Source organism: Achromobacter aegrifaciens, from assembly GCF_902859735.1.
In the GTDB taxonomy this organism is placed as follows: domain Bacteria; phylum Pseudomonadota; class Gammaproteobacteria; order Burkholderiales; family Burkholderiaceae_B; genus Achromobacter; species Achromobacter aegrifaciens.
In genome coordinates this window covers 46307-68705 of sequence record NZ_CADIJY010000012.1, presented here as the reverse complement: position 1 = coordinate 68705, position 22399 = coordinate 46307, and the positions used below count along the sequence as shown (strand labels likewise).

General features: G+C 64.7%; 22 protein-coding genes. 9 read left to right on the top strand and 13 right to left on the bottom strand.

The annotated features are described in order from the left end of the window. Positions 1–49: 49 nt before the first annotated feature. The 12 genes from HV766_RS24435 to HV766_RS24380 form a co-directional block, all read right to left on the bottom strand. Positions 50–1261, bottom strand: a complete 1212-nt coding sequence (locus HV766_RS24435; RefSeq protein ID WP_175181985.1) for an ABC transporter substrate-binding protein — start codon at positions 1259–1261, stop codon at positions 50–52. Between the two features lie 72 nt (positions 1262–1333). Further along, positions 1334–2692 (bottom strand): MmgE/PrpD family protein, encoded by a 1359-nt coding sequence (locus HV766_RS24430; RefSeq protein WP_125471420.1) that lies wholly within the window; start codon positions 2690–2692, stop codon positions 1334–1336. Positions 2693–2728: 36 nt separating this feature from the next. Continuing rightward, positions 2729–4222, bottom strand: a complete 1494-nt coding sequence (locus tag HV766_RS24425) for a long-chain-fatty-acid--CoA ligase (protein ID WP_175181984.1) — start codon at positions 4220–4222, stop codon at positions 2729–2731. A gap of 73 nt (positions 4223–4295) precedes the next feature. Beyond that, the gene (locus HV766_RS24420) at positions 4296–5471 is read right to left on the bottom strand and encodes an acyl-CoA dehydrogenase family protein (protein ID WP_175161576.1); all 1176 of its coding nucleotides are present in this window, start codon (positions 5469–5471) and stop codon (positions 4296–4298) included. 5 nt (positions 5472–5476) lie between these two features. Beyond that, positions 5477–6697, bottom strand: coding sequence for a dihydrolipoamide acetyltransferase family protein (locus tag HV766_RS24415; RefSeq protein WP_125471423.1), 1221 nt, complete (start codon positions 6695–6697; stop codon positions 5477–5479). Positions 6698–6700: 3 nt separating this feature from the next. Next, complete coding sequence (locus tag HV766_RS24410; RefSeq protein ID WP_175161581.1) at positions 6701–7486, bottom strand: enoyl-CoA hydratase/isomerase family protein; 786 nt, start codon at positions 7484–7486, stop codon at positions 6701–6703. Positions 7487–7500: 14 nt separating this feature from the next. Continuing rightward, the gene (locus tag HV766_RS24405) at positions 7501–8475 is read right to left on the bottom strand and encodes an alpha-ketoacid dehydrogenase subunit beta (protein WP_175181983.1); all 975 of its coding nucleotides are present in this window, start codon (positions 8473–8475) and stop codon (positions 7501–7503) included. A 1-nt stretch (position 8476) separates the two neighbouring features. Next, the gene (locus tag HV766_RS24400; RefSeq protein ID WP_175182009.1) at positions 8477–9448 is read right to left on the bottom strand and encodes a thiamine pyrophosphate-dependent dehydrogenase E1 component subunit alpha; all 972 of its coding nucleotides are present in this window, start codon (positions 9446–9448) and stop codon (positions 8477–8479) included. Between the two features lie 235 nt (positions 9449–9683). Continuing rightward, positions 9684–10457, bottom strand: coding sequence for an IclR family transcriptional regulator (locus HV766_RS24395; RefSeq protein ID WP_054457855.1), 774 nt, complete (start codon positions 10455–10457; stop codon positions 9684–9686). Positions 10458–10540: 83 nt separating this feature from the next. Continuing rightward, positions 10541–11317, bottom strand: coding sequence for an enoyl-CoA hydratase/isomerase family protein (locus HV766_RS24390; protein ID WP_175181982.1), 777 nt, complete (start codon positions 11315–11317; stop codon positions 10541–10543). After that, entirely contained in the window at positions 11314–13446 is a 2133-nt protein-coding gene (locus HV766_RS24385; RefSeq protein ID WP_054457857.1) for an acetate--CoA ligase family protein, read from the bottom strand. The genes HV766_RS24390 and HV766_RS24385 overlap by 4 nt, the downstream gene beginning before the upstream one ends. A gap of 1 nt (position 13447) precedes the next feature. Then, positions 13448–14449 carry a tripartite tricarboxylate transporter substrate binding protein gene (locus tag HV766_RS24380; protein WP_054457858.1) on the bottom strand — a complete coding sequence of 334 codons (1002 nt, stop codon included), beginning with the start codon at positions 14447–14449 and terminating at the stop codon, positions 13448–13450. Positions 14450–14678: 229 nt separating this feature from the next. Here HV766_RS24380 and HV766_RS24375 point away from each other — a divergent pair, with 229 nt between their 5' ends. Genes HV766_RS24375 through HV766_RS24345 form a run of 7 tightly spaced genes read left to right on the top strand, consistent with a single transcriptional unit; the run spans position 14679 to position 20155 of the window. Further along, a complete protein-coding gene (locus tag HV766_RS24375) occupies positions 14679–15827 on the top strand; it encodes an acyl-CoA dehydrogenase family protein (protein ID WP_119450627.1) in 1149 nt (382 codons plus the stop codon). Next, positions 15824–16633, top strand: coding sequence for an enoyl-CoA hydratase/isomerase family protein (locus tag HV766_RS24370; protein ID WP_175181981.1), 810 nt, complete (start codon positions 15824–15826; stop codon positions 16631–16633). The genes HV766_RS24375 and HV766_RS24370 overlap by 4 nt, the downstream gene beginning before the upstream one ends. Then, positions 16630–17781 (top strand): thiolase family protein, encoded by a 1152-nt coding sequence (locus HV766_RS24365; RefSeq protein ID WP_175181980.1) that lies wholly within the window; start codon positions 16630–16632, stop codon positions 17779–17781. The genes HV766_RS24370 and HV766_RS24365 overlap by 4 nt, the downstream gene beginning before the upstream one ends. 1 nt (position 17782) lies before the next feature. Next, entirely contained in the window at positions 17783–18184 is a 402-nt protein-coding gene (locus tag HV766_RS24360; protein ID WP_175181979.1) for a Zn-ribbon domain-containing OB-fold protein, read from the top strand. Next, complete coding sequence (locus HV766_RS24355; protein ID WP_119450624.1) at positions 18181–18576, top strand: hypothetical protein; 396 nt, start codon at positions 18181–18183, stop codon at positions 18574–18576. Before HV766_RS24360 ends, HV766_RS24355 begins: the two co-directional genes overlap by 4 nt. A gap of 8 nt (positions 18577–18584) precedes the next feature. Next, positions 18585–18977 carry a MaoC family dehydratase gene (locus tag HV766_RS24350; RefSeq protein WP_119450623.1) on the top strand — a complete coding sequence of 131 codons (393 nt, stop codon included), beginning with the start codon at positions 18585–18587 and terminating at the stop codon, positions 18975–18977. 17 nt (positions 18978–18994) lie between these two features. Beyond that, on the top strand, positions 18995–20155 hold the full coding sequence (locus HV766_RS24345) for an acyl-CoA dehydrogenase family protein (RefSeq protein WP_054457865.1): 1161 nt from the start codon (positions 18995–18997) through the stop codon (positions 20153–20155). Positions 20156–20168: 13 nt separating this feature from the next. Here the strand turns inward: HV766_RS24345 and HV766_RS24340 are convergent, their stop codons facing one another. Continuing rightward, positions 20169–21080 carry a LysR family transcriptional regulator gene (locus HV766_RS24340; protein ID WP_054457866.1) on the bottom strand — a complete coding sequence of 304 codons (912 nt, stop codon included), beginning with the start codon at positions 21078–21080 and terminating at the stop codon, positions 20169–20171. Between the two features lie 262 nt (positions 21081–21342). On the opposite strand from HV766_RS24340, the gene HV766_RS24335 reads away from it, so the two are divergent. Beyond that, a complete protein-coding gene (locus tag HV766_RS24335) occupies positions 21343–22119 on the top strand; it encodes a 5-oxoprolinase subunit PxpA (RefSeq protein ID WP_054457867.1) in 777 nt (258 codons plus the stop codon). 37 nt (positions 22120–22156) lie between these two features. Then, positions 22157–22399, top strand: a complete 243-nt coding sequence (locus HV766_RS24330) for an acetyl-CoA carboxylase (protein WP_119450622.1) — start codon at positions 22157–22159, stop codon at positions 22397–22399.

Genomic DNA, 22399 nt, shown 5'->3' with positions numbered 1-22399 from the left:
AGACGGGCGCGGCCCAGCGCCTCATGGCGCCGGACGCGCGACGTGCCAGTTACTGGGCGACCGGCTGCAGCCGGACCTTGTCGTCCTTCTTCACGTACTCGAACACCTTGACGCCATCCGTCTCGATGCCGTGATGACGGCTCTTCGAGAAGTTGTAGGTGGTGTTGACGCCCTGGAAGTCCTTGATCGATTCGATCGCCGCGATAATGGCCTTGGGATCGGTGGAGTTGGCCTGGCGTATGCCTTCGAACAGCACATTGGCCGCGTCGTAGCCGTTGGACACCGAGATCGCCATGAACAGCTGCGGATTCTCCGGGTCGTTGCCCCACCAGCGGTCGGCGCCGTACTTCGCCTTGTAGGCCTTGGCGAAGTCCGCCGCCGCCGGACGCATGGGATTGCCGAACGCGCCGATCATCGTGCCCAGGGTGCCCAGGGTCAGATCGCCCGCGCCCTCCTGGTAGGGTTGCCCCAAGGCGCCATTGGAGGCGACCAGCGGCACGTTCACGTTCAGCCGCGCCATGGTCCTGCGCAGCACGGCCAGGTCCTTGCCCAGGCCGATGGCGGCGATCGCATCGACGTTGGCGCGCTTCATGCGCGCCACCTGCGCGGTCATGTCCTGCGCACCCTGGTTATAGGAGTCCGTCGCGACAGGCTTGGCGCCGCCGTTCTTGCCTATGGAGGCAGACAGGTAATCGACTCCGGTCACGCCGTAGGCCGTGCTTTCGTGCACGATGCCGATGCGCTTGAAGCGCTTGGCCAGGTATTCGCCCATGGCCACGGCCTCGATGTCGTTCTGCAGCGCGAACGAAAACACATTGGGCCGCGGCTTTTCTCCGGTCTTCTCGCCCGCATAGGTCACGACCGGCGTCTGCGCGATGGGGTTCATGTAGGGGCGGCCGTCGGCCTGGGCCATGTCGATCACAGCCAGGGTCGGTCCGCTGCCCGCCGGACCGATGATGCCGACAATATCCTTGTTGTCCAGAATGGCGCGCATGTTCTGCACCGCGCGGTCCGGATTCAGCTGGTCATCCAGCAGCATCGCAATCTCGATCTTCTTGCCGTTGATGCCGCCTTTGGCGTTCCATTGTTCGACGGCGAGCTCGACGGCGCGCCGGTTGCCTTCGCCAAACTCGCTATAGGGGCCGGTCAAGGCCGAGGTCATGCCGATCTTGACCGTATCCGCCGCCAACGCGGTCCCCGAAACCAAGGCCGCCACGGCGGCCGCCAACCACGCAGGCGTGGATTTCCTGTACCAGGACATGTCGTCTCCTCCTAGGTTCTTGCACGTTGTAGTAACGCGCCCCGAATTCTCGAAGCGCCATCCACTGGCCTCTCAGCGGGCAGTCTGGATCTCTTTGAAGGCGGCAAGGACGTCTGCCATTTCCGCCTGTGGCAGTTCGGCCGCGAAACGTTCGATATGGTCATAGGCGCGCTGCGCCACACCGGTCTCTTCGCCGATGCCGCGTATCAGCGCGGACACCCGGGTCCGGTCGTAGCTGTATTCCGTGTGGTCGGTGTCCAGCCGCACTATCAGAGGTTCGCTCTCACCCTCCAGTTCCGCTTCGAGGCGGCAGGCCAGCAAGCCGAGAGCATCGTCGGCATGCAGCCGGATCCGCGGGATCAGGCTTGCCACGGCCGTGTCGCCGAATTGCGCCATATGCGCGATGGTTGGCGTTCCATGCAGCAAGGTCGTGGCAACGCAGAACTGCGTGCTCATGAGCGTTCCGGAAATGCTCTGGAACGGTCCTTCCTTGTCCATGCCCGCATAGCCCACGACCGTAGGGTTCAGGTATACGCGCAGGGTCCTCAGGGCGCTGCCGCGCGTGCCCAGCAGGTCCCGCAGCCGCAGGCAGGCGCGGACCGGCGTCTGGTTGAGTGCGCAGACGGGGTATGGCTTGAAAGTCACCTTGAGCAGCGACCAGTCCTTGCCCAAGCCGCCGGCTATGGCGGCGACATCACATTCGGCCCTGACGAAGGCACGTGCGAAGCCGGACTTGCCCTCGAAGGCGCCGTCCGCGGATACGGAACCATGGGCCGCCAGCGTCGCCGCCGCCAGCCCGTTGCGCCCGGCCATTCCAACCTGGTAGCGCCATTCGTCGGTGCCATCGCCGAAAGACTGCAGGATGCCGCCTGTGAACGAGGCGGCGTTGGACAACGCCGCCGCAGTGCGCTCCTCGGACAAGCGCCATAACCGGGCAACGGCAGCCGCGGCGGCGACCGTGCCGTACAGCGGCGAAGCGCGCAAGCCTGCGGCGGTCGTCCGGGCCGAATAGGCAGATTCCAATGCGCCGCCGATCTCATAGCCTGCCACCAATGCGGGCAGGAAATCCTCCATGGCCCCTTCGCCGTGCTCCACCAGCGCTGTCAGGAGCGGCAGAAGGATGGCGCCGAAATGTGCCACGCCGCAGGTATCTTCCTGCGCCCTGCCATGGAACAGCGCGGCATTGGCAAGCGCCGCACCCGCCACCGTGCTGCGGCGGCCGCTGCCAAGCAGCGTGGCGCCGCCGGGACGTTCACCGTCCATCGCCAGGACGGCCCGCTCGGCCACGCGGAAGAACGGCGTGGGATGCGAGCCCAATGCAATGCCGTAACCATTGAGCACGCAGGCGCGGACCTTTTCCACCACGGGTTCAGGAAGGCTGTCGACGGTCAGACCCGTCGAAAACGCCGCGAATTTTCTGGCCAAACTCATGTCTTCTCCCCTGCTTTCTTATGTGTTTGCCGCGTGTCAGCCGTTGTAGCGATCGCGTAGCACGCGCTTGAGGACCTTGCCGGAAGGATTGCGCGGCAGTTCCTCCACCACCTTCAATTCCCGGGGCACCTTGAAGTTGGCCACGCGCTTGCGGCAATGCCGGTCCAGCTCTTCCAGCGTCAGCGTGTGCCCGGGGTTGAGCACCACCACCGCAGTGATCCGCTCGCCCCACTGCTCGTCGTGCACGCCGATGACCGCGGCTTCGGCGATCTGCGGCATTTCGTAGAGCACGGCCTCGACTTCGCTGGAGGCCACGTTCTCCGCGCCAGTCAGGATCATGTCCTTGGTCCTGTCGGTGACGAACAGGAATCCCTCATCGTCCAGGTAGCCCACGTCCCCGCTGCGCAGCCAATCTCCGAAGAAAGCTTCAGCGGTTTTCTCGGGTGCGTTCCAGTAGCCCTTGGTCACCTTGGGCCCGCGCACGCAGATCTCGCCTTTCTCTCCGGCGGACAACCAGCGGCCCTCATTGTCCGCAATGCGGATCTCCACATGCGGCAATGCACGCCCGGTTGAACCTATCTTCTCGAGCTCACGGCCGGGTTCCATGAGCGTGTCGCCGCTGCAGGTTTCCGTCATGCCGAAGCCATCAATAAAGCGTCCCCGGGTAAACACGCGGGTGAAGTCTCGGATGCGGGATTCCGGCGTCTTTTCGCCTCCGGCAATGCACCAGCCGAAGGTATCGAGGGAGTACCGTTCGGGGTGCTGCACGGCCAGCACGCGGCTCAACATGACAGGGGCCATCCAGCCGCAGGTGAGGCCATGGCGCTCGATGGAAGCAAGCACCGCTTCCGGGTCGAACTCTCGGTGCACGCACAGCGTGCCGCCCACCCACAGCACCGCGATACCTGGCAGGTCGAAGGCGCCGACGTGATAAAGCGGGCCCACCACCAGCAGGCGCTCCTGGTGCGTCAGGCCCAGCGCGATCACATGGTCGATCGATTTCCAGTGGAGGTTGCCGTAGGTATGCATCACGCCCTTCGGGCGCGAGGTGGTGCCGGACGTGTACATCAGCCGGACCAGGTCGTCCTGTGCCGTGGCGGCCAGTTCTGGCACTTCCCGCCCTGGCTTGCCAAGACTGCGCGAATCGGCCTGGCCCTCCGCGTTCAGCACTACCTTCGGCACTTCCAAGGCCGCCACCTCCGCGAACTCCTCGTCCACGAAAAGCAGCCTGGCGCGGGCGTCGGCAAGAATGTAGGCGGCCTCGGGCGCCGCCAGCCGGTAGTTGATGGGAAGGAACACCGCGCCCAGGTAGCTGGCCGCAAACGCCAGTTCCAGGAAGGCGGCGCTGTTCTTCATGAAGAGCGCCACCACGTCGTTGCGGCCTATGCCATGCGACTGAAGCAACGCCGCCGCCTGGCGGATGCGTTCATGGAAGTCGGCATAGCTGATGGCTTCATCGCGATAGATGATGGCGGCGCGATCGGGGGTGCGCCGGGCGTGATAGGCGATGGCTGCGCTCAGATTGAGCATGGTGGGTCTCCCTTGGATGGCGGCTCGGCGCGGGTGGCGGCCTGGGCCGGTCCCGCGTCTCGATTCTGGCGCTTCAGTATGACTTCGGCATGCCGAGATCGTGTATGGCGATGTAGTTCAGGATCATTTCTTCCGACACTGGCGCGAACTTGAACAGCCTGGCGTCGCGCCACAAGCGCTCCACATGGAATTCACGCGCATAGCCCATGCCGCCCATCGTCTGCATGCTGCGTTCGATGGCATGGCTGGCAGCCTGGGAGCCTATCAGCTTGGCAATGTTGGCCTCGGTGCCATAGGGCAAGCCCTGGTCGCACAGCGAGGCCGCGTTCAGGTTCATGAGCCGCGCGCACTGCAGTTCCGCATGCGATTGCGCCAGGGGGAATTGCAGACCCTGGTATGCACTGATGGGCTTGCCGCCAAACACCTTGCGGTCGTTCGCGTACTGCACCGCCAGGCGCTCCGCCAACCTGCCCGCGCCGACCAGGCTGGCAGTCGTCACGATGCGCTCGGTATTGAGCACGTCCAGCAATTCGCGAAAGCCCTTGTCCAGCGTGCCCACCAGTTCATGTGCTTCGATGCGGACATTGTCGAAGAACACCGAACATGCGCTGAGCGTCTGGGTGCCCACCTTATCGATGGCCGAGTAACTCAGGCCCTCGCGTTCGACGTCGATCATGAACATGGAGATACCGTCCGTTGGCCGCGCCCCTTCGACGGGTTTGGCAGTGCGCGCCACGACCAGCATCTTCTGCGCGGCATCCACGGCGGTGATCCAGATCTTCCGTCCATCCAGGCGCCAGCTGCCATCGGGCTGGGCAGCGGCGAAGCTCTTCATGGCCAGCGTGTTGGTGCCGGCATCGGGTTCGGTAAGCGCCATGCAGAAGTTGATCTTGCCGCTGGTCAGGCCGGGCAGCAATTCGCGCTTCATCTGCTCGCTGCCGAACCTGGAAATCGGCACGCCGCCGAAGATGGGATTGATCATGAATAGCTGGCCCAGCGTCGAACCGCCGCCGCCTGCGGAAAGTTCCTCGACGATGAGCGCCAACTCCACCATGCCCAGGCCGGATCCGCCATGTTCCTCGGGCAGCGCCGCGCCTGCCAGGCCGGCCTCGCAAATGGCTTGCCAGCACGCCTGGGGGAACGCGTTCTTGCGATCCTGTTCGTACCAGTATTCCACGCCATACGTTTCACCAATGCGGCGCGCGGTCTCGACTATCAGCTTCTGCTCGTCCGAAAGCGAAAAGTCCATGTGATCTATCCTTGAGTATGGGTACGCAGCAGCCGGTAGGGGTCCTGCAGCAATTCGATGACGTGATTGAGGAATTTCAGTGCGCCCGCACCGTCGTGCAGCCTATGGTCCGCTGCCAGCACCAAGCCCATTTCGCGCCGCAGCGCGGGCGCGCCTTGCGAGTCGGGCCGGAATATCTCGCGAATGCTGCCCACGCCCAGGATGGCCGACTGGGGCGGGTTGATGATGGGCGTCATGTATGTGACGTTGAACATGCCCGCGTTGGAAATCGAGATGGCGCCGCCAATCATGTCCTCACGGGTGGCATTGCCCGAGCGCACGCGTTCGAGCAATGCATCCGACTGCCGTGCGACGCCGTCCAGCGTGGCGCCTGCCAGCCCGTGCAGGACGGGCGCCATCAGCCCGCGCTCGGTCGTGACCGCCACACCGACGTCGATGGCCTGGAACTGCACGATATGGTCGTCGTTCCAGATGCGGTTCTGTTGCGGCAAGGCCTCGAGCGCCCGCGCCACCGCGGCGATGACGAAGTGGTTCAAGGTCAACCGGGGTGCGTCAGCTTGGCCATTCAACCGGCCGCGCAAGGCGAGCAGCTCGCTGACTTCCGCTTCGGCCGAGAGATAGAAATGAGGTACCTGCTTGGCTTGCGTCATGCGGCGGGCCATGGACTGCACCAGCCCGCTGGCGGTGACTCGCTGGCCGACGTCCTTTGCCGCAACCGTCAGTTCGTCGGCGCTCTTCGCCAGCGCCGCCGGCGCTTCCGCCTGGCGCACATCGGCCGCCTTGATGCGTCCGCCAGGCCCCGTGCCGCCGACCTTCGCCAGATCCACGTCCAGTTCACGGGCCAGGCGCCGCGCCAGCGGCGTGGCCACGATGCGGCCGCCCACGACTGGCGCCGGCTCGACGCACGCCGGCACGGCCGGCTTGGTCATGACCGTTGCCTCCTCCCCGGCAGCCAGGCCGGGTTCCTGCTCTGCCCGCTGGCCCGGGCCCGTCCAACGCGCGACCACAGCGCCGACGGGAACGGTTTCGCCCGCCTGCACCAGGATCTCGCCAATCAGCCCGTCTGCCTCCGCCGCGATTTCGTTGGCGACCTTGTCGGTCTCCACCACGAACAAGGGATCGCCAGCCTTGACCTGGTCGCCAGCGGCCACGCTCCATTCGATCAACATGCCCTCGGTCATGGTCAGGCCGAGCTTGGGCATCAGCAGGTCATTCAGCGCGCCCATGGGCTATTGCCCCGCGAAGCGCGCTTCGCGCTTTTCAAGGAATGCACCGATGCCCTCATGCGCGTCGCGCGTGTCCAGCACCAGGCCTATCATGGCTTGTTCGTGCGCCAGCGCATTGGCCAGGGGCATGTCGGCGCCGTCGCGCAGCGTGCGCTTGAGCAGCTTCAGCACCAGCGGCGACTTGCCTGCTATCTGCTCCGCCAGCGCCAGAGTCTGCGCCATGAGTTCGTCTTTCGGAACTGCGCGGTTGGCCAGGCCCATGCGCACCGCATCGGCGGCGCTGATGCGCCCGCCCGTGAACATCAGCTCCTTGGCCAGGCAAGGCGCGACCTGCCGGATGATGCGCTGCGTACCGCCCGCCCCCGGGAACAGGCCCAGGTTTATCTCGGTCAGCGCAATCATGGCGCTGTCGGCCAGGATGCGCAGGTCCATGGCCAGGAGCAACTCGGTGCCGCCGCCCAACGCCCAGCCGTTGACCGCAGCGATCGTCGGCTTGTCGCTGACTTCGATGCGCCGGAACACGCGATGGATATCCTCGGCGAACTCCTGGTAGTGCGCCAGCCCCTGGCGTGAATTCAGGTCGGCCAGGTCGCCTCCCGCCACAAACGACTTATCGCCGGCGCCCGTGATGACGATGACGCGGCAGTCGTCGCTGGCTTCCAATGCGGCGAAAGCCCGTTCCAGTTCGATCAAGGTTGGAATGTCCAGCGCGTTGTGCACCTTCGGCCGATTGATGGTGATGATGCCGACGCGATTGCGGACTTCGGCAAGAATGCTGGGTTCGTTCATGCTGTCTCCTGGGTTCACGCGCAGAGCTTGCGCGCGGCGGCTATGACATCGGCCTCTTGGGGCTGGTACTGTTCTTCGAGCGATGGAGCGAATGGCACCGGAACGAAGGGCGCCGCGACACGAGCGATGGGCGCGTCGAGTTCGTCAAAACCTATGTCCGCCATTCGTGCAGCGATCTCGGCGCCGACCCCGAATGCCTCCACGGCTTCGTGCACGATGAGCAGCCGGTGGGTGCGTTTGAGCGATGCCAGCACCGCCTGTTCGTCCCAGGGCTGGATGCTGCGAAGATCCAGCACCTCGGCCTCGATGCCATCGGCAACCAGGGCCTCGGCGGCCCGCAAGGCCTTGTGCACGGTCGCGCCGTAGCTCACCACGGTCAGGTCTCGGCCCGGGCGTGCAACCCGGGCCCGGCCCAGCGGTATCGGTCCGGCATCATCGGCCACCTCGCCCTTGAGGGCATACAAGGCCTTGTTCTCCACGAACACCACCGGGTCCGGATCGCGAATGGCTGACTTCAGCAGGCCATAAGCATCGGCGGGGTTGCTGGGGCACACCACTTTCAGGCCCGGAATGTGGGCAAACCATGCTTCCAGGCATTGGGAATGCTGCGGCCCCGCGCTGATGCCACCGCCATGCGGGGTGCGCACCACCATGGGCACACTGGCCTGCCCGCCAAACATGTAGCGAGCCTTGGCCGCCTGGTTGACCAGCGCGTCCATGGTCAGCGTCATGAAGTCCATGAACATGATTTCAAGCACGGGACGCAGACCGGACAGAGCCGCTCCCACTGCCGCGTTGGCCATGGCGGCTTCGGAAATCGGCGTATCGCGGATGCGGTCCGGGCCAAAACGGGCATGCAGCCCGCGCGTGACGCCGAACGGCCCTCCGGCTTCGGCGATGTCTTCGCCGAACAGGAACACCGTGGGATCCTCCTCCATGCACTCGGCCAACGCGCGGTTGATGGCATGGGCAAAACGTAGTTCAGCCATCTCAGTTCGCCTCGTTCATGGTGTAGACATCATTGCGCGCGTCCTCCCACACGGGCTGGCGCCCCAGGCGCGCGCGTTCGACCGCGCGTTCGACCTGGGCCTGGACCTCCTCGAACGCCTGTTCGCGCTGCGCCTTGGCGACCCCGTTCTGATCCAGCACCGCTTCGAAGCGCGCTACCGGATCATGCTCGCCCAGGCCCTCGATCTCTTCGGAAGGGCGGTACTTCTGGGGATCCCCTTCATAGTGGCCGCGCCAACGGTGAGTGATGCACTCCAGCACCCGCGGACCTTCACCGGCGCGTATGCGCGCCACGGCCGCGCTGGCGGCGTCGGCCACCCCCAACACGTCGTTGCCGTCGATTTTTTCGTGGGGAATGGAAAAGGCGGCCGATAGCTTGTCCAGCGGCGCCACGAACTGTTTGTGGGTGGGAGAAAACTCGGCCCAACCATTGTTCTCGCACAGGAACAGCAACGGCAGGCGCCACAGCGCAGCCAGGTTGAGGCTTTCATGCAGCACGCCTTCGGCCATGGCGCCGTCGCCAAAGAAGGCCACCGCCACGCAGTCCTTTTTCTGCACCTGATGGGCCAGTGCGCTGCCCAGGGCTATCGGTATGCTGGCGCCGACAATGGCGTTGGCGCCCAGCATGCCGATGGACAGGTTGGCGACGTGCATCGAACCGCCACGGCCCTTGCAGATACCCTCTTCGCGCGCCATCAGCTCCAGGAAGAAATCTTCGATGTCGATGCCCTTGGCCAGGGCATGACCATGGCCACGGTGGGTCGAGGCGACGGTATCGTCCGCCCGCAGCACCATACCCATCGCAGCGGCGACGGCCTCCTGGCCGATGCTCAGATGGATGAAGCCGGGCACCTCCCCGTCCGCGAACAAGCGTCCGAGCCGGAGCTCGGCCAGCCGGATGCGCAACATGCGCCGGTATGCGTCCAGCAACTGCTCTTTGTTGGCGCTAGCCACCATTGCCTCCTCGTAACAACCGCTATTTGTGATTCCACGCCGCCTGCCTTGGCGTCATGCTGTTACATATAAGTTATCGGTCAGTTAATTTACTAACCGTACGGTTAGATGAATCATAAGCAAAGGTTCTCGAGAACGTCAATCGGGTTTTTCAGGGAGTTTTCCCGCGCTGGAAGGGGCAGCGGCCGCGCTGCCCGCACGGCGACACGGGCAGCGTGGCGTCAGCGGTGGGGAATCAGGCGCGGCCGCCCGAGAGTGCGCGGGAGATCAGCGCGGCGCGGTCGCGCAGGTCAACGCCCAGGCGCTCGAGCGCCTCGCCCGAAACCTGGGCGCTGAAGCCAACGGCGCTGATGGCCATGGCGGCTTTGCCGAATTCGTCGAGCACCGCGGCGGAAACCGTGCTGACGCCTTTGACGTAGTTGCCGGCGTCCACCGCGTAACCCTTTTCACGGGCGTCGCGCACGCCTTCCATATAGTCCTTGAAAGGCGGCTTGTCGTCCCACCTCAGGTTGTCGAAACGTTGCCGCAATTCCTTGTCATCCAGCCCGGAATGGGCCGCCATGCAGCGGCCCAGCGCCGCGATGTACATGGGCAGTCGCTGGCCCACGCTCATGTGCACGCGCACCGAACTGTCGGTGTCGGCACGGTCCACCAGCACTACGCGCTCATTGGACGTGCGCTGCCAGAGCGTCGCAGTCACGCCGTGGCTGCGCGCGATATCGCGCAAATGCGGATGCACCAGCCGCACGTAGGATCCCTGCTCCAGCGCGCCCTTGGCGAGCTCGACCAGCCCCAACGCGATGGAATAGGTTTTCGTGGCTTCATCGAACGACACCAGGCCTTCATATACCAGCGTCTTGAGGAAGTTGTAGCAAGTGCTGGAATTGAGTTGCAGGTCGCGCGCCACGCGGGTGACCCCCACGCCCGAGGGCGCCGCGCTCAGGTAGCGCAGAACGCGTAATCCGCCCACGAGAGCACCTACGAGTTTTTCCGGTTGTTCGGTCGTCATTCTGAAGACAGAGAATTTCTCTGGATAGAAAAGAGCAAAAATTGTGGCATAGAGCGCCTGCCCGCACAAACCCGGCGGGCATATCAACCGGAGCGCCTGGCGCGCATGCTGGAAAGATAGCCGCGTATGGTTTCCTGCACGCCGGGCCTGGCGAAGTTTTCGTGCATCAGGGGCTCGAGCGCTTCGATGCGTCCGACGGCGCAATCGGGCGGCTCCCGCAACAAACGCGCCTTGCGGGCAATGACCAGCGCCTCGCGGCGCGCGATGTAGAACGCCAGGCGCTCGGCGGAAAGCCGCTCGAAGTCCTCGGTCGGCAACACATCGGTCACCAGTCCCAGGTCTCGGGCGGGCTCGGCCTTCAGCAGTTGGCCGCTGAGGCACAACTGGCGGGCCCGCGCGCCGCTGATCTTGGTTTCCAGGGCGGTCTGGACCATGACGGGGTACATGTTGAAAGCGATTTCCGGGCACGCGAGCGTGAGGTCCGCCGAGGCAATGACGATGTCCGTCATCGCCAGCAGGATGACGCCGGCCCCCGCCGCCTTGCCTCGGGCGACAGCCAGGACGGGAGCCGGCGAGCGCGCCATGGCGGCCATCAGTTCACGCAGGCCCTGCCCCTGCGCTTGCAACAACGCCGCACTGCGGACGAACTCCTCGATATCGCCGCCGGCACAGAACAGGGAGGGAGAAGCGCTGCGGAGAACGATCAGCCCAATCCCTGCGGCCGGGGCGCTTTCAATCGCGCGCCGCAACACGTCGAGCATTTCCACGTTCAGGGCGTTGGCCTTGGCCGCACGGTCCAGGATCAGCGTACGGACGCCAGCGGCGTCGTGAACCAGCACATGGTGCGAGGATGCCGTCATTCGAACCTGCTCACGACCGCATCGAGCACCCAGGCCTGCCCCTCGCCCACTGCCAGCGGATTGATCTCGATTTCCGCCAGGTCCGGCCGCGCCAGGAATGCTTCGCACAACCCCGCAATCTGCCGAGCCAGAGCTGGCAGGTCAACGGCGCCGCGCCCCCGAAACCCCTGCAGCAGCTTGGCCGAGCGCAGGCCCTCGATCATTTCCTGGATGCCTTGTGCGTCCAGCGGCAGCAAACGGCAGACCACGTCGGGATCGAGCTCCACTTCCACCCCGCCGCGGCCCAGCGTCAAGGTGGGGCCGAATCGGACGTCGCGGCGTAGGCCCAGCAGCAATTCGTGGTCGAAGCGCTGCATGGATTCGAGCAGGATGCCCCTCGCGTCGATGCCCCTGTCGCTGGCGATTGCGCGCAGGCGCAGCAGGGCTGCTCGCAATTGCTCGTCGTCCATGATGCCGAGTACCACGCCGCCTATGTCGCTCTTGTGCAGGACAGTACTGGCCTGCAGCTTGGCGACGACGGGGTAAGCCAAGGGCGCGGGCAAGCGGTCGGGCATATCGCCGTCCACCAGCACGCCGTCGGGGATGCCGGCGGTTCCGAGTTCGCGCAATAGCGCCTTGCTGTCCCACTCAAGCAGAAACGCGATACTAGCGGCCGGCATCGCATCGCACCGGAGTGCCGGCAACGCCGGCGCCGTAAGCGCCGCATGGCGCAAGCCGTTCAGACGCACAGCAGCGCCCAGGGCTGCAACCGCGGGCGGGATATCGCGGAACACGGGTATGCGCGCCTGCTCCAGCACACTCACCGACTCTTCCTTGGCGCCGATCCAGATCACCACGATGGGACGATGGGTACGCTGGCGCGCCTGGGCGATGGCGTCGGTAAACGCCGTGGCGATGCTGTGCATCAGGCCAACGAACAGCACGATGGCGTCGTTGCCCGGGTCTCGCGCCACGGCCTCCAGCGCCCTTGAAATGCTGGCGGTGTCCTGCACCACATTGCCGGTCAGGTCCAGCGGATTGGCCGCCTTGACGAAGGAAGGCAACACCGGCGCCAGCGCCTGGGCCGTCTGCGGCGCAAGCGCGGGCAGCTCCAGCGCCCAGCGTTCGGCTTCGTCCGCGATGAGCACGCCCGCGCCTCCCGACACGGACATGACGGCCAAGCGCTTGCCCTGCGGCACGCTGTCGAACAGGAACAGCCGGGCCACATCCATCATCTGGCCCAGCGAATCCACCCGCAGCGCGCCATGCTGACGCAGGCAGGCGTCATACAGGGCATCGTCGCCGGCCAGCGCTCCCGTATGCGAAGCAGCCGCCGCCGCGCCCGCCTGCGAGCGGCCCGCCTTGATCGCGATGACCGGCTTCCCGGCTGCCGCCGCGCGCAGCAGCGCCCGTCGGAACGCCAGGGAATCGCGGATATCCTCGACGTAAAGTCCGATGACGCGCGTCTGCGGATCGTCGGCAAGATAGGCAATGGCCGACGCCGCATCCATGTCGCACTCATTGCCGGTGGTGATCCATTTGCTGAATCCCAGGCCAGAACGCAGGCAGATGTCCATCCAGTACGCGCCCAACGCGCCACTCTGGCTGACGAAGGCGAAGCCGCCCTGCTTGATTGGCGTTTCCTCCAGTGCGGTGGTGAACGAGGCAATGAGTCCGGTGGCGCTATTGGCCACGCCCAGGCAGTTGGGGCCGAGTATCGTGACGCCTTGGGCCCGCGCTAGTTCGCCCAGCCTGCGTTGCAGCGCCGCGCCTTCTTCGCCCGTTTCGGAAAAGCCCGAAGAAAACACGACGAACGCCTTGACGCCCGCGGCCGCGCCCTCGCGGATCACATCCTCGACCAGCCCCGCCGGCGTACCGACTATGGCCAGATCCACCGGCTCGCCTATCGCGGCCAACGAGGGATAGCTCTTGAGACCCTGCACCTGATCGCGCGTCGGATTGACCGGAAACAGTTTGCCGACAAAGCCGCGCGACAGCATGTAGGCCAAAGGTCGGCCGGCGATCTTCCCCGGATCGGCTGAAGCGCCCACGATGGCCACGCTGCGCGCCTCCAGCACGGCGGCCGCGCGCGCCGCCCCTGCCAGCGCCTGCGGTGACGCGCCGCCCACGATGTTCATGTCTTCCATCATTTCAGTTCGCATCGATGCCCGCCGTCTTGATGACCTGGTCCCAGCGCTTCATCTCGCCGTCCAGGAACTCGCTGAAAGCCTTCGGCGCGGAAGCTACCGGAATGACGCCCTGCCCCAGCAGACGCTTGCGCACGACGGGATCCTCGAACTCCGCGCGCACCGCTCCCTGCAATTTGTCGACGATGTTCTTGGGCACGCCGGCAGGCGCAACCAGGCCGAGCCAGGTATTGCCGTTGAACCCCGGCAAGCCGGATTCATTCAGCGTGGGATAGTCGGGATAGGCCGGCGACCGCTCCAATCCGGTAATCGCGATCAGCTTCAGCTTTCCTGACTTTACATAGGGTTCGGCCGAAAGCGCGTCGACGAACATCACCGAAAGCGACCCGCCGAGCAGATCCGTCAACGCCTGTGCGCTGCCCCGGTAAGGCACATGCACCAGCTTGATGCCGGCGGCCTGCTGCAGCAATTCGCCTGAAAGATGATTGGATTGTCCGACGCCCGCAGAGCCGTATGTCAGGGTGCCTGGCTTGGACTTTGCCAGCGCGATGAACTCCTTGAGGTTGGACGCGGGGACCGCAGGATTGGCGACCAGGAAGTTGGTCAGCTCCACCATTTGCGTAATGTTGCTGAATCCGCGCGCGGTGTCGTACTGCAGCTTGGAATACATGCTGGGATTGATGGCGTGGCTGGTCGCTACCGCCCCCAAGGTGTAGCCGTCTCCCGGCGCGCGCGCCACTGCCTGAGTGCCGATGGTGCCGCCGCCTCCCGGCAGGTTCTTGACCACGGCAGGCTGGCCCAGGCGTTCGATGCCGTGCGCGGCCGTGCGCGCGATAGTGTCCAGGATGCCGCCCGCCGAGGACGCCACGATCACCTCTATCGGTTTGGACGGGTAGACAGGCTCGGCACGGGCCGACCCTGAGCCCAAAGCCATAAAGGCAGCCGCAGCCAAGCTGGCCGCCCGCGACGAGAATGAGGATTGAAGCAGGGGTAATCCGGTCTTCATGTTGTCTCCTTTATTCTGTATAGCGAATATTTATCTTTATAGCGAATAAAGTCTAGGATTGACCCTCCGGCTTGTCAAGGACAAAACCGCCTGATCCGATGATTGACGCATCAATGAACGCTGGCTATTATATTTTTTAACGAGAATATTATTCTCTATAAAGAATTTAAAGATGCCCGACACGCCAAGGGTGACGGGCATCGCCAGCGGAGACAAAAGGAGCATATCCGTGAGCTTGAGCTTTGCGTTTTCCAGTGAACACGAAGCCGTCCGCGATACCGTGCGGCGGCTTTGCCAGGATGAACTCGCCCCCCTGGTCTTCGATGCTGAAGAACAGGAAACCTTTCCGAAGCACGTCTTTGAACGCTGGGGCGATCTGGGCCTGCTGGGCGTGCGTTATCCGGAAGCCGATGGCGGCAGCGGCCTGGACAAAATCAGCGACTGCATCGTGCGCGAAGAGCTGAGTTACCTGTCCCAGGCGTTCGCATCCACCTGGTCGGCCCATACGCATCTGGGCATCTGGCCCATATGGAAAGCAGGCACGCCGGCGCAGAAGGCGCGTTTCCTGGCGCCCGCGCTGGCCGGCCGGAAAGTGGCCGGCTTCGGTCTGAGCGAACCGGACGGCGGCTCCAACGTGCGCGCCATGAAGACCCGGGCCGAACGCGTTGAAGGCGGTTGGCGCCTGCATGGCAGCAAGCTTTACATCACGAATGCACCCTTCGCCGACTTCCTGCTGGTAGCCGCGCGCACCAGTCCCGACCTCCGTCCTGACTCGATCAGCCTGTTCATCGTCGAACTGCCCAATCCTGGCTTCGAAATTTCCAAGCTCAAGAAGGAAGGGATACGCGCGTCGGAAACGGCGCTTATCCACATCGACAACGCCTTCGTGCCCGACGATTGCCTGCTCGGCGAAACCGAAGGCACGTATCCGCTGATCCTGGAATCGCTCAGCGAAAACCGGGTCGGCGTGGCGGCCAATGCCCTGGGCATGGCGCGCGCGGCCTTCGATGCCGCCACCGCCTACGCCAACGACCGTCTGGTGGCCGGCAAGCGCATCGGCCAGTATCAGGCCATCGGCCACAAGCTTGCCGAGATGTCGGCGCAGATCGAAGCGGCCCGCTGGCTGGTCTATTACGGCGCCTGGCGCGTGGATCAGGGAACCCTGGACGCGGCCACGGCCGCGCGCGTCAAGCTGGTCGCCAGCGAAACCGCCGTTTCGGTCAGCGAGCAAGCCATCCGTATCTTCGGCGGCGCCGGCATCATGCGCGAGTATCCGGTCGGCCGCATCCACCGCGACGCGCTGGTCTACATCATCGGCGAAGGCACCAGCGAGATCCAGAAGAACATCATCGCCAACAGCCTGGGATTCAAGCCATGACCGACTATGTCCTGCGCGAGCGCCGCGGCGCGACACTCCTCATCACCCTGAACCGTCCCGAACGACGCAACGCCTTCGATCTCGAGGTGCGCCAAAGCCTGGCCGAAGCCGTGCTTCAAGCGCGCGACGACGACACGGTCAAAGCCGTGGTCATCACGGGCGCCCAGGGCGTGTTCTGTGCGGGCGGCGATCTGAAATCGCTGTCCGAGGCCAAACGGCCTGTGTACAAGGACCGGGATCGCATACGCCGTCTGCACACCTGGTTCCATGAGCTGGTCAATCTGGAAAAGCCCGTCATTGCCGCGGTGGACGGCCCCGCCTTCGGCGCGGGCTTCAATCTGGCATTGGCCTGCGATTTCATCCTGGGCACGCCGGGCGCGCGGTTCTGTGCCGTTTTCGGACGCATCGGCCTAGTGCCGGACCTGGGCGGCTTTTTCCTGTTGCCGCGCATCGTCGGCCTTCAGCGCGCCAAGGAACTCGTGTTCTCGGCACGCGAAGTGGACGCCGAAGAAGCGCGCGCCCTCGGCATCCTGTACCGCATCGTCCCGCCGCAATCCCTGCTGGACGAGGCATTGGCGCTTGCCGCCCGATTCCATGCCGCATCGACCGAAGCGCTGGGCATGTCGAAGAACATACTCAACCGCTCCTTCAACCTGGACCAGAACACGCTGGCCGAACTGGAGGCCCATGCCCAGGCGCTGGCTCTGCACACGGTCTACCACGACGACGCCGTGGCGCGCTTCCTGGACAAGCAGCCCCTCGCATTCAACTGGTCCGCCAAGCCCGGCAAGGACGGCGCCGCATGAGCATGAACGCCTACATCACTGGCGCCTGCGACACACGCGTTGGCGAACTGCCAGGTTCCAGTTGCATGGGCCTGCACGCGGAAGCGGCATTCGGCGCGATACGCGACGCGGGCCTGGACCCCGCCGACATCGACGGCGTGTTGTGCGCCTATTCCTTTACCGAGCCGCACCTGATGCTCGGTTCCGTGTTCTGCGAATACGCGGGCCTGAGTCCGAACTTCTGCACCGCGATACAGGCCGGCGGCGCCAGCGCCTGCATCATGGTCATGCAGGCGGCCGCCCTGGTGGCCAGCGGCCAGTGCAACCACGTCCTGGTCGTCGCGGGCGACAACCGTCTGACGGGGCTGTCCCGCGACGGCGCGGTGGCGGCGCTGGCCGAGGTCGGCCACCCGCAGTTCGAGCGCCCCTTCGGCATCAGCGTGCCCGCTTCCTATGCGCTGGTTGCGCAACGCTACATGCACGATTACGGTGTGACATCCGAGCACCTGGCAGCAATCGCCGTGGAGCACCGCCGCCATGCCGGCCGGCATCCCAAGGCCCACAAGCGCGAGCCGATCTCCATTGAGGACGTGTTGAACTCGCGCGAGATCAGCGCGCCCCTGCGCATGCTGGACTGCTGCCTGGTTTCCGACGGCGGCGCGGCGCTGGTGGTCAGCCGCCGTCCTGCCACCAACACCAGCCACCGTGCCGTGGAGATCCTGGGTGCGGGCCAGGGCCACACGCACGAACATATCGTGTCCGCACCCAGCCTGGTCGATTTCGGCTGCAAGGCCTCGTCGGCACGCGCGTTCGCGGCGGCCGGCCTGAAGCCCGCCGACATCGACGTCGCTCTCATCTACGACTCGTTCACCATCACCTTGCTGGTCGAACTTGAATCCATTGGATTCTTTGCGCGCGGCGAAGCCGGGCCCGCCGCCCTGCAAGGCCAGTTGGGCCTGGGCGGCGCCCTGCCCTGCAATACCCATGGCGGCCTGCTGTCCTATGGCCACTCCGGCGCGGCCGGCGGCATGTTCCATGCGGTCGAGGCCGTCCATCAATTGCGCGGCCAGGCGGATGCCCGCCAGGTGGATGGCGCCAACCTGGCCTTCGTGCACGGAGACGGCGGCATCCTTTCCGCCCACTGCTCACTCATCCTGGGAGCCGCCTGAAATGGAAAAGCCCTCCATACGCCCCACCGCGGAAACGCAGCCTTTCTGGCAAGGTTGCCGCGACCGCAAGCTGCGCTACCAGACCTGCGGCGAATGCCGCGCGGTGCAGCGCATTCCGCGCAGTGTCTGCACTCATTGCCACGGACAGCAGCTGAAGTGGAACGAATCCGCCGGACTGGGCACCGTGCTCAGCCATACCACGGTGCATCGTGCACCGAACGCGGCCTTCAAGGCCGAAGCGCCCTATGTAATCGCTCTGGTCGACCTGGACGAGGGATTCCGCTTGATGGTCAACACCCGCAATGACGCCAACTCGCCGCTCGCCATCGGCCAGCGGGTGCGGATCGGATTCGAGCCCCGCGGCGACCACCTGCTCCCGATTGCCGAACCGGAGACGCCATGAGCGCGCTGTATACCTATGACAGCTTTACCCCTGGTTCCGTGCTGGGCGAATGGGAAGAGCCGCTCGACGCGAGGCTGCTGGCGCTCTGGGAACGCCTGTTCGGCCAGCACGCGCAGGACGCACCGGCCAGGCAGGCCGGCCTGGCCGTCGCGCTGATGATGCGCGCCTACCTGAACGTGGTGACGCCGCGCCCGCCCGGCAACATCCATGCGCGGCAAGCGCTTTGCGTCCAAGGGCTGCCGCGCTCTGGCGAACGCGTACGTTCCACGGTGCGCTGCCTGGACAAGGAAATGCGGGGCGAACGTCGCTATCTACGACTTGAAGTCGCTGGCGAGGGCGCAACTGGACGCCCCCTCTATACCGGCCGAATGAATCTGATCTGGGCTGCCTAGGACACACCATGACGCCTACACTGGAAGAAGTATCCATGAAGGTCACTCAGGCGGACATCGATCTTTATGCCGAACTGACCAACGACTTCAATCCCCTGCACGTAGATCCGGCATTCGCCTCGGCCACGCCCATGGGCGGCACCATCGCCCACGGCACGCTGTCGGTCAACCTGATCTGGCAATCGCTGGCGCGCAGCTTCGGTGCCGCGGCGCTGGAACGATTCGACCTGGACATCCGCTTTCTCAAGCCGCTGCATGCCGGCGGCCTCATCACCGCAGGCGGCCAATGCGTGGCCGATGCACCAGGGAGATATGACGTCTGGGTAAGAGATGCCGGCGGCGTCGCGCTGATCGCCGGCCACGTCACGCTAGCCGACGCCGGCGCACCGGCAGCCAACTGAACCAACCGGAAACAGCCATGCACCTGACCCACGAGCATCGCGAACTCGAACGGACCACCCGCCGCATCATCGCCGAACACCTGGACCCCTATCTGGACGAGTGGGAGGCCGAGCAGATTTTCCCTGCGCACCGCGTGATGAAGGCCTTCGGATCCGCCGGGCTGCTGGGCATAGGAAAGGCTGCCGAGTATGGTGGCATGGAGCTGGATTTCAGCTACGAAATGGTCTTCGCCGAGACCCTGGGCGAAGTCCGGTCCAGCGGGCTGACCTCGGCCATCGGCGTGCAAAGCACGATGTGCACTCCGGCCTTGGCGCATCACGGCAGCGATGCGCTCAAGCGCGCCTACCTGGCGCCCACCATCGCGGGAGATCTGGTCGGCTGCATCGGCGTAAGCGAAGCCTCGGCAGGCTCGGACGTGTCGCAGATAAAGACCTGGGCGCGGCGCGACGGCGACGACTACGTCATCAACGGATCGAAGATGTGGATCACCAATGGCGTACAGGGCGACTGGATCTGCCTGCTGTGCAATACCTCGCAGGACGGCGGACCGCACAAGAACAAATCGCTCATCATCGTGCCATTGAACGCTCCCGGCGTCAGCGTGTCGCGCAAGCTGGACAAGCTGGTGCTGCGCGCCTCCGATACGGCCGAACTGTTCTTCGACGACGTGCGGGTACCAGTCAGCAACCGCATCGGCGAAGAGAACATGGGCTTCATCTACCAGATGGAGCAGTTCCAGGAAGAACGCATGTTCGTCGCGGCGCGCAGCATGCGGTCGATGGAGCGGGCCATCGAAGAGACCATCGAATACGCCGGCCAGAGGCAAGTGTTCGGCGGCACAATCCTGTCCAATCAGGTGGTCTACCACAAGCTCGCCGAAATGCAGACCGAGATCCAGGCACTGCGCTCTCTGCTGTACCGTGCCATCGAGCAATACCTGGACGGCCAGGACATCGCCCAGTTCGCCTCCATGGCGAAGTACTACGCTGGCAAGCTGTCCATGAAGATTCCCAACGAATGCCTGCAGTTCTGGGGCGGCCAGGGCGTCATGAACGAGAACTGGATCTCTCGCGCCTATCGCGACCTGAGGCAGACGGCCATCGGCGGCGGCGCCAACGAGATCATGCTGGAAGTCATCGCGAAGACCATGGGCATACATCCCGGCAAGCGGGCGTAGCGCCGGTCCGCGTTCAGCCCGCCCCGCCCCGCTGCGCCATGTACGCATGCCGGAAATAGTCCCGCACCGCCTGCATGGCGGGCGACACTTCCGCGCCCCGGCGCCAGGCCAACCCGACGTTCATGGGCGGAATCGGGTCCTTGAGCTGTACCGTTTCAATCCGCCGCCCCTCCAGCGACCAGGGCCGGTAGACCATGTCCGACAGCAGGGCCACGCCGCTGCCGTTGGCCACCATGCTGCGCACCGCCTCGACGGATGAGGTGCGCAGCCGCACGTCGGGCTTGAACGGAGTTTCGTTCCAGTAGCGCAAGGCGGTGTAGGCCGCCTCGTCCACGGTCAGCATGATGAAGGGTTCGCGCGAGACGTCCTCCAGGGTCACGGCGTCCGCCGCAAGCAAGGGATGCCTGGCCGGCAGCCACAGGCGTCGCGGCGAGCCGAAGAAATGCTCCACCGCCAGATCCGGATTGGCGACGTTCGAGGTCAGCAGCACCGCCATGTCATAGCGGTTTGCGATCAGGCCTTCCTCGATGGCGCTGCGGTTCAGTTCGTGCAGCTGGATGTCCAGGCGCGGATACAGCTGAGACAGCCGCTGCAGGTGATACGGCAGGAAGTAGCCGATCACCGTATAGGACGCCGCCAGCAACAGGCGGCCCGAGACCTCTTCCGCCGTCGCCGGCATGCGCAGGGCCTCGTCGACCGACGACAGGATGTTGTAGGCGTGGTTCAAGAAGGTGCGGCCGCTGTGAGTCAGCGTCACGCCGTGGGCGCCCCGCAGGAACAGCGCCGTGCCCACTGTCTCCTCCAGTTCGCGGATGGCGCTGGTGATGGCCGACTGGGATATCGCCAGCTGGATTGCCGCCTGCGAAATCTGGCCCAGTTCGGCTGCGGCGATGAAGTATTTGAGCTGACGTAGGGTAATCGACATGTCTGGTCTTATCTTTTTAATCGATATCTTTACCCCAGAATATCTGAATATTCTCTCTGCGATCCGATGCGTCTTATCAGGGGTATCCCTTATTTTTCATAGGAAAAACGTCGGAACGATGCTGCCAATTCGACGGATAGTTATCTAAAAAACAGATATTGATCGATCAATAAAAAGATCTTTTTGTCCCCCTCGGCCTTGGCTAATGTTCACGTCACACGCCGCGTCGAATGCGGCGAGCAACGCCAAGGAGCCTCCGGCAATGAGCAAACGCAGCATCGACCTCAACTCGGACATGGGGGAAGGATTCGGCCCGTGGACCATCGGGGACGGCGTGGACGAAGCGATCATGCCCTTGATCAGTTCGGCCAACATCGCCACGGGATTCCATGCCGGCGACCCGCGGATCATGAACCGCACGGTGTTGCAGGCCCGCGAACACGGCGTCTGCATCGGCGCCCATCCCGGCTTTCGCGACCTGGTCGGCTTCGGCCGGCGGGACATGCGCGAAAGCGCTGAAGCGCTGGTGCACGACATCGTCTATCAACTGGGCGCGCTGCGCGAATTCGCCCGACTGCACGGACTGCGCCTGCAGCACGTGAAGCCGCATGGCGCGCTGTACATGCAGGCCGCCCGCGACGAAGCCTTGTCGCGCCGTTTGATCGAAACGCTGCAGGAGCTGGAGCCCACGCTGGCGCTGTACTGCATGGAAAGCTCGGTCACCTACCGTCTGGCGCGCGAACTGAACCAGCCCGTGGTGCGCGAGTTCTACGCCGACCGCGACTACGACGCCAGCGGCTCCATCGTCTTCACCCGCTACACCCAGCCGCTGGACCCCGCCCAGGTCGCCGAAAAAGTGCTGCGCGCCTGCACCGAGGGCCGCGTGCGCACGGTCGAAGGCAAGGACATCCCCATCGACTTCGATTCCGTCTGCATACACAGCGACACACCCGGCGCCCTGTCCCTGGTGCGCGCCACCCGCGAGAAGCTGGAAGCCCACGGTATCCGGATCGCGCCGCCCAGCGTGACCGGCCCCTGACCCCCTGCCGCCCGAACGACATTCCAAGGAGAAAACCATGCCGTTGCACGATATTCCCAGCCCCCTGCCCGGAACCTTCTACCGCCGCCCCAGCCCCGACGCTGCCCCCTTCGTGGAGCGGGGCGCCACGGTCGCCGCCGGCGCCGTGATCGGCATCGTCGAGGTCATGAAGCAGTTCAACCAGATCGAAACGCCCACCGGCGGCGTGGTGGCCGAGATCCTGGTGGAAGACGGCGAGCCGGTGGAAGCCGGACAGCCCCTGCTGCGCATCGAGGGATAG

Excerpts from the sequence above, each read along its gene's own strand:
- HV766_RS24435 (WP_175181985.1), bottom strand. The coding sequence starts at position 1,261 with ATGTCCTGGTACAGGAAATCCACGCCTGCGTGGTTGGCGGCCGCCGTG.
- HV766_RS24430 (WP_125471420.1), bottom strand. The coding sequence starts at position 2,692 with ATGAGTTTGGCCAGAAAATTCGCGGCGTTTTCGACGGGTCTGACCGTC.
- HV766_RS24425 (WP_175181984.1), bottom strand. The coding sequence starts at position 4,222 with ATGCTCAATCTGAGCGCAGCCATCGCCTATCACGCCCGGCGCACCCCC.
- HV766_RS24420 (WP_175161576.1), bottom strand. The coding sequence starts at position 5,471 with ATGGACTTTTCGCTTTCGGACGAGCAGAAGCTGATAGTCGAGACCGCG.
- HV766_RS24415 (WP_125471423.1), bottom strand. The coding sequence starts at position 6,697 with ATGGGCGCGCTGAATGACCTGCTGATGCCCAAGCTCGGCCTGACCATG.
- HV766_RS24410 (WP_175161581.1), bottom strand. The coding sequence starts at position 7,486 with ATGAACGAACCCAGCATTCTTGCCGAAGTCCGCAATCGCGTCGGCATC.
- HV766_RS24405 (WP_175181983.1), bottom strand. The coding sequence starts at position 8,475 with ATGGCTGAACTACGTTTTGCCCATGCCATCAACCGCGCGTTGGCCGAG.
- HV766_RS24395 (WP_054457855.1), bottom strand. The coding sequence starts at position 10,457 with ATGACGACCGAACAACCGGAAAAACTCGTAGGTGCTCTCGTGGGCGGA.
- HV766_RS24390 (WP_175181982.1), bottom strand. The coding sequence starts at position 11,317 with ATGACGGCATCCTCGCACCATGTGCTGGTTCACGACGCCGCTGGCGTC.
- HV766_RS24385 (WP_054457857.1), bottom strand. The coding sequence starts at position 13,446 with ATGATGGAAGACATGAACATCGTGGGCGGCGCGTCACCGCAGGCGCTG.
- HV766_RS24380 (WP_054457858.1), bottom strand. The coding sequence starts at position 14,449 with ATGAAGACCGGATTACCCCTGCTTCAATCCTCATTCTCGTCGCGGGCG.
- HV766_RS24370 (WP_175181981.1), top strand. The coding sequence starts at position 15,824 with ATGACCGACTATGTCCTGCGCGAGCGCCGCGGCGCGACACTCCTCATC.
- HV766_RS24365 (WP_175181980.1), top strand. The coding sequence starts at position 16,630 with ATGAGCATGAACGCCTACATCACTGGCGCCTGCGACACACGCGTTGGC.
- HV766_RS24360 (WP_175181979.1), top strand. The coding sequence starts at position 17,783 with ATGGAAAAGCCCTCCATACGCCCCACCGCGGAAACGCAGCCTTTCTGG.
- HV766_RS24355 (WP_119450624.1), top strand. The coding sequence starts at position 18,181 with ATGAGCGCGCTGTATACCTATGACAGCTTTACCCCTGGTTCCGTGCTG.
- HV766_RS24350 (WP_119450623.1), top strand. The coding sequence starts at position 18,585 with ATGACGCCTACACTGGAAGAAGTATCCATGAAGGTCACTCAGGCGGAC.
- HV766_RS24345 (WP_054457865.1), top strand. The coding sequence starts at position 18,995 with ATGCACCTGACCCACGAGCATCGCGAACTCGAACGGACCACCCGCCGC.
- HV766_RS24340 (WP_054457866.1), bottom strand. The coding sequence starts at position 21,080 with ATGTCGATTACCCTACGTCAGCTCAAATACTTCATCGCCGCAGCCGAA.
- HV766_RS24335 (WP_054457867.1), top strand. The coding sequence starts at position 21,343 with ATGAGCAAACGCAGCATCGACCTCAACTCGGACATGGGGGAAGGATTC.
- HV766_RS24330 (WP_119450622.1), top strand. The coding sequence starts at position 22,157 with ATGCCGTTGCACGATATTCCCAGCCCCCTGCCCGGAACCTTCTACCGC.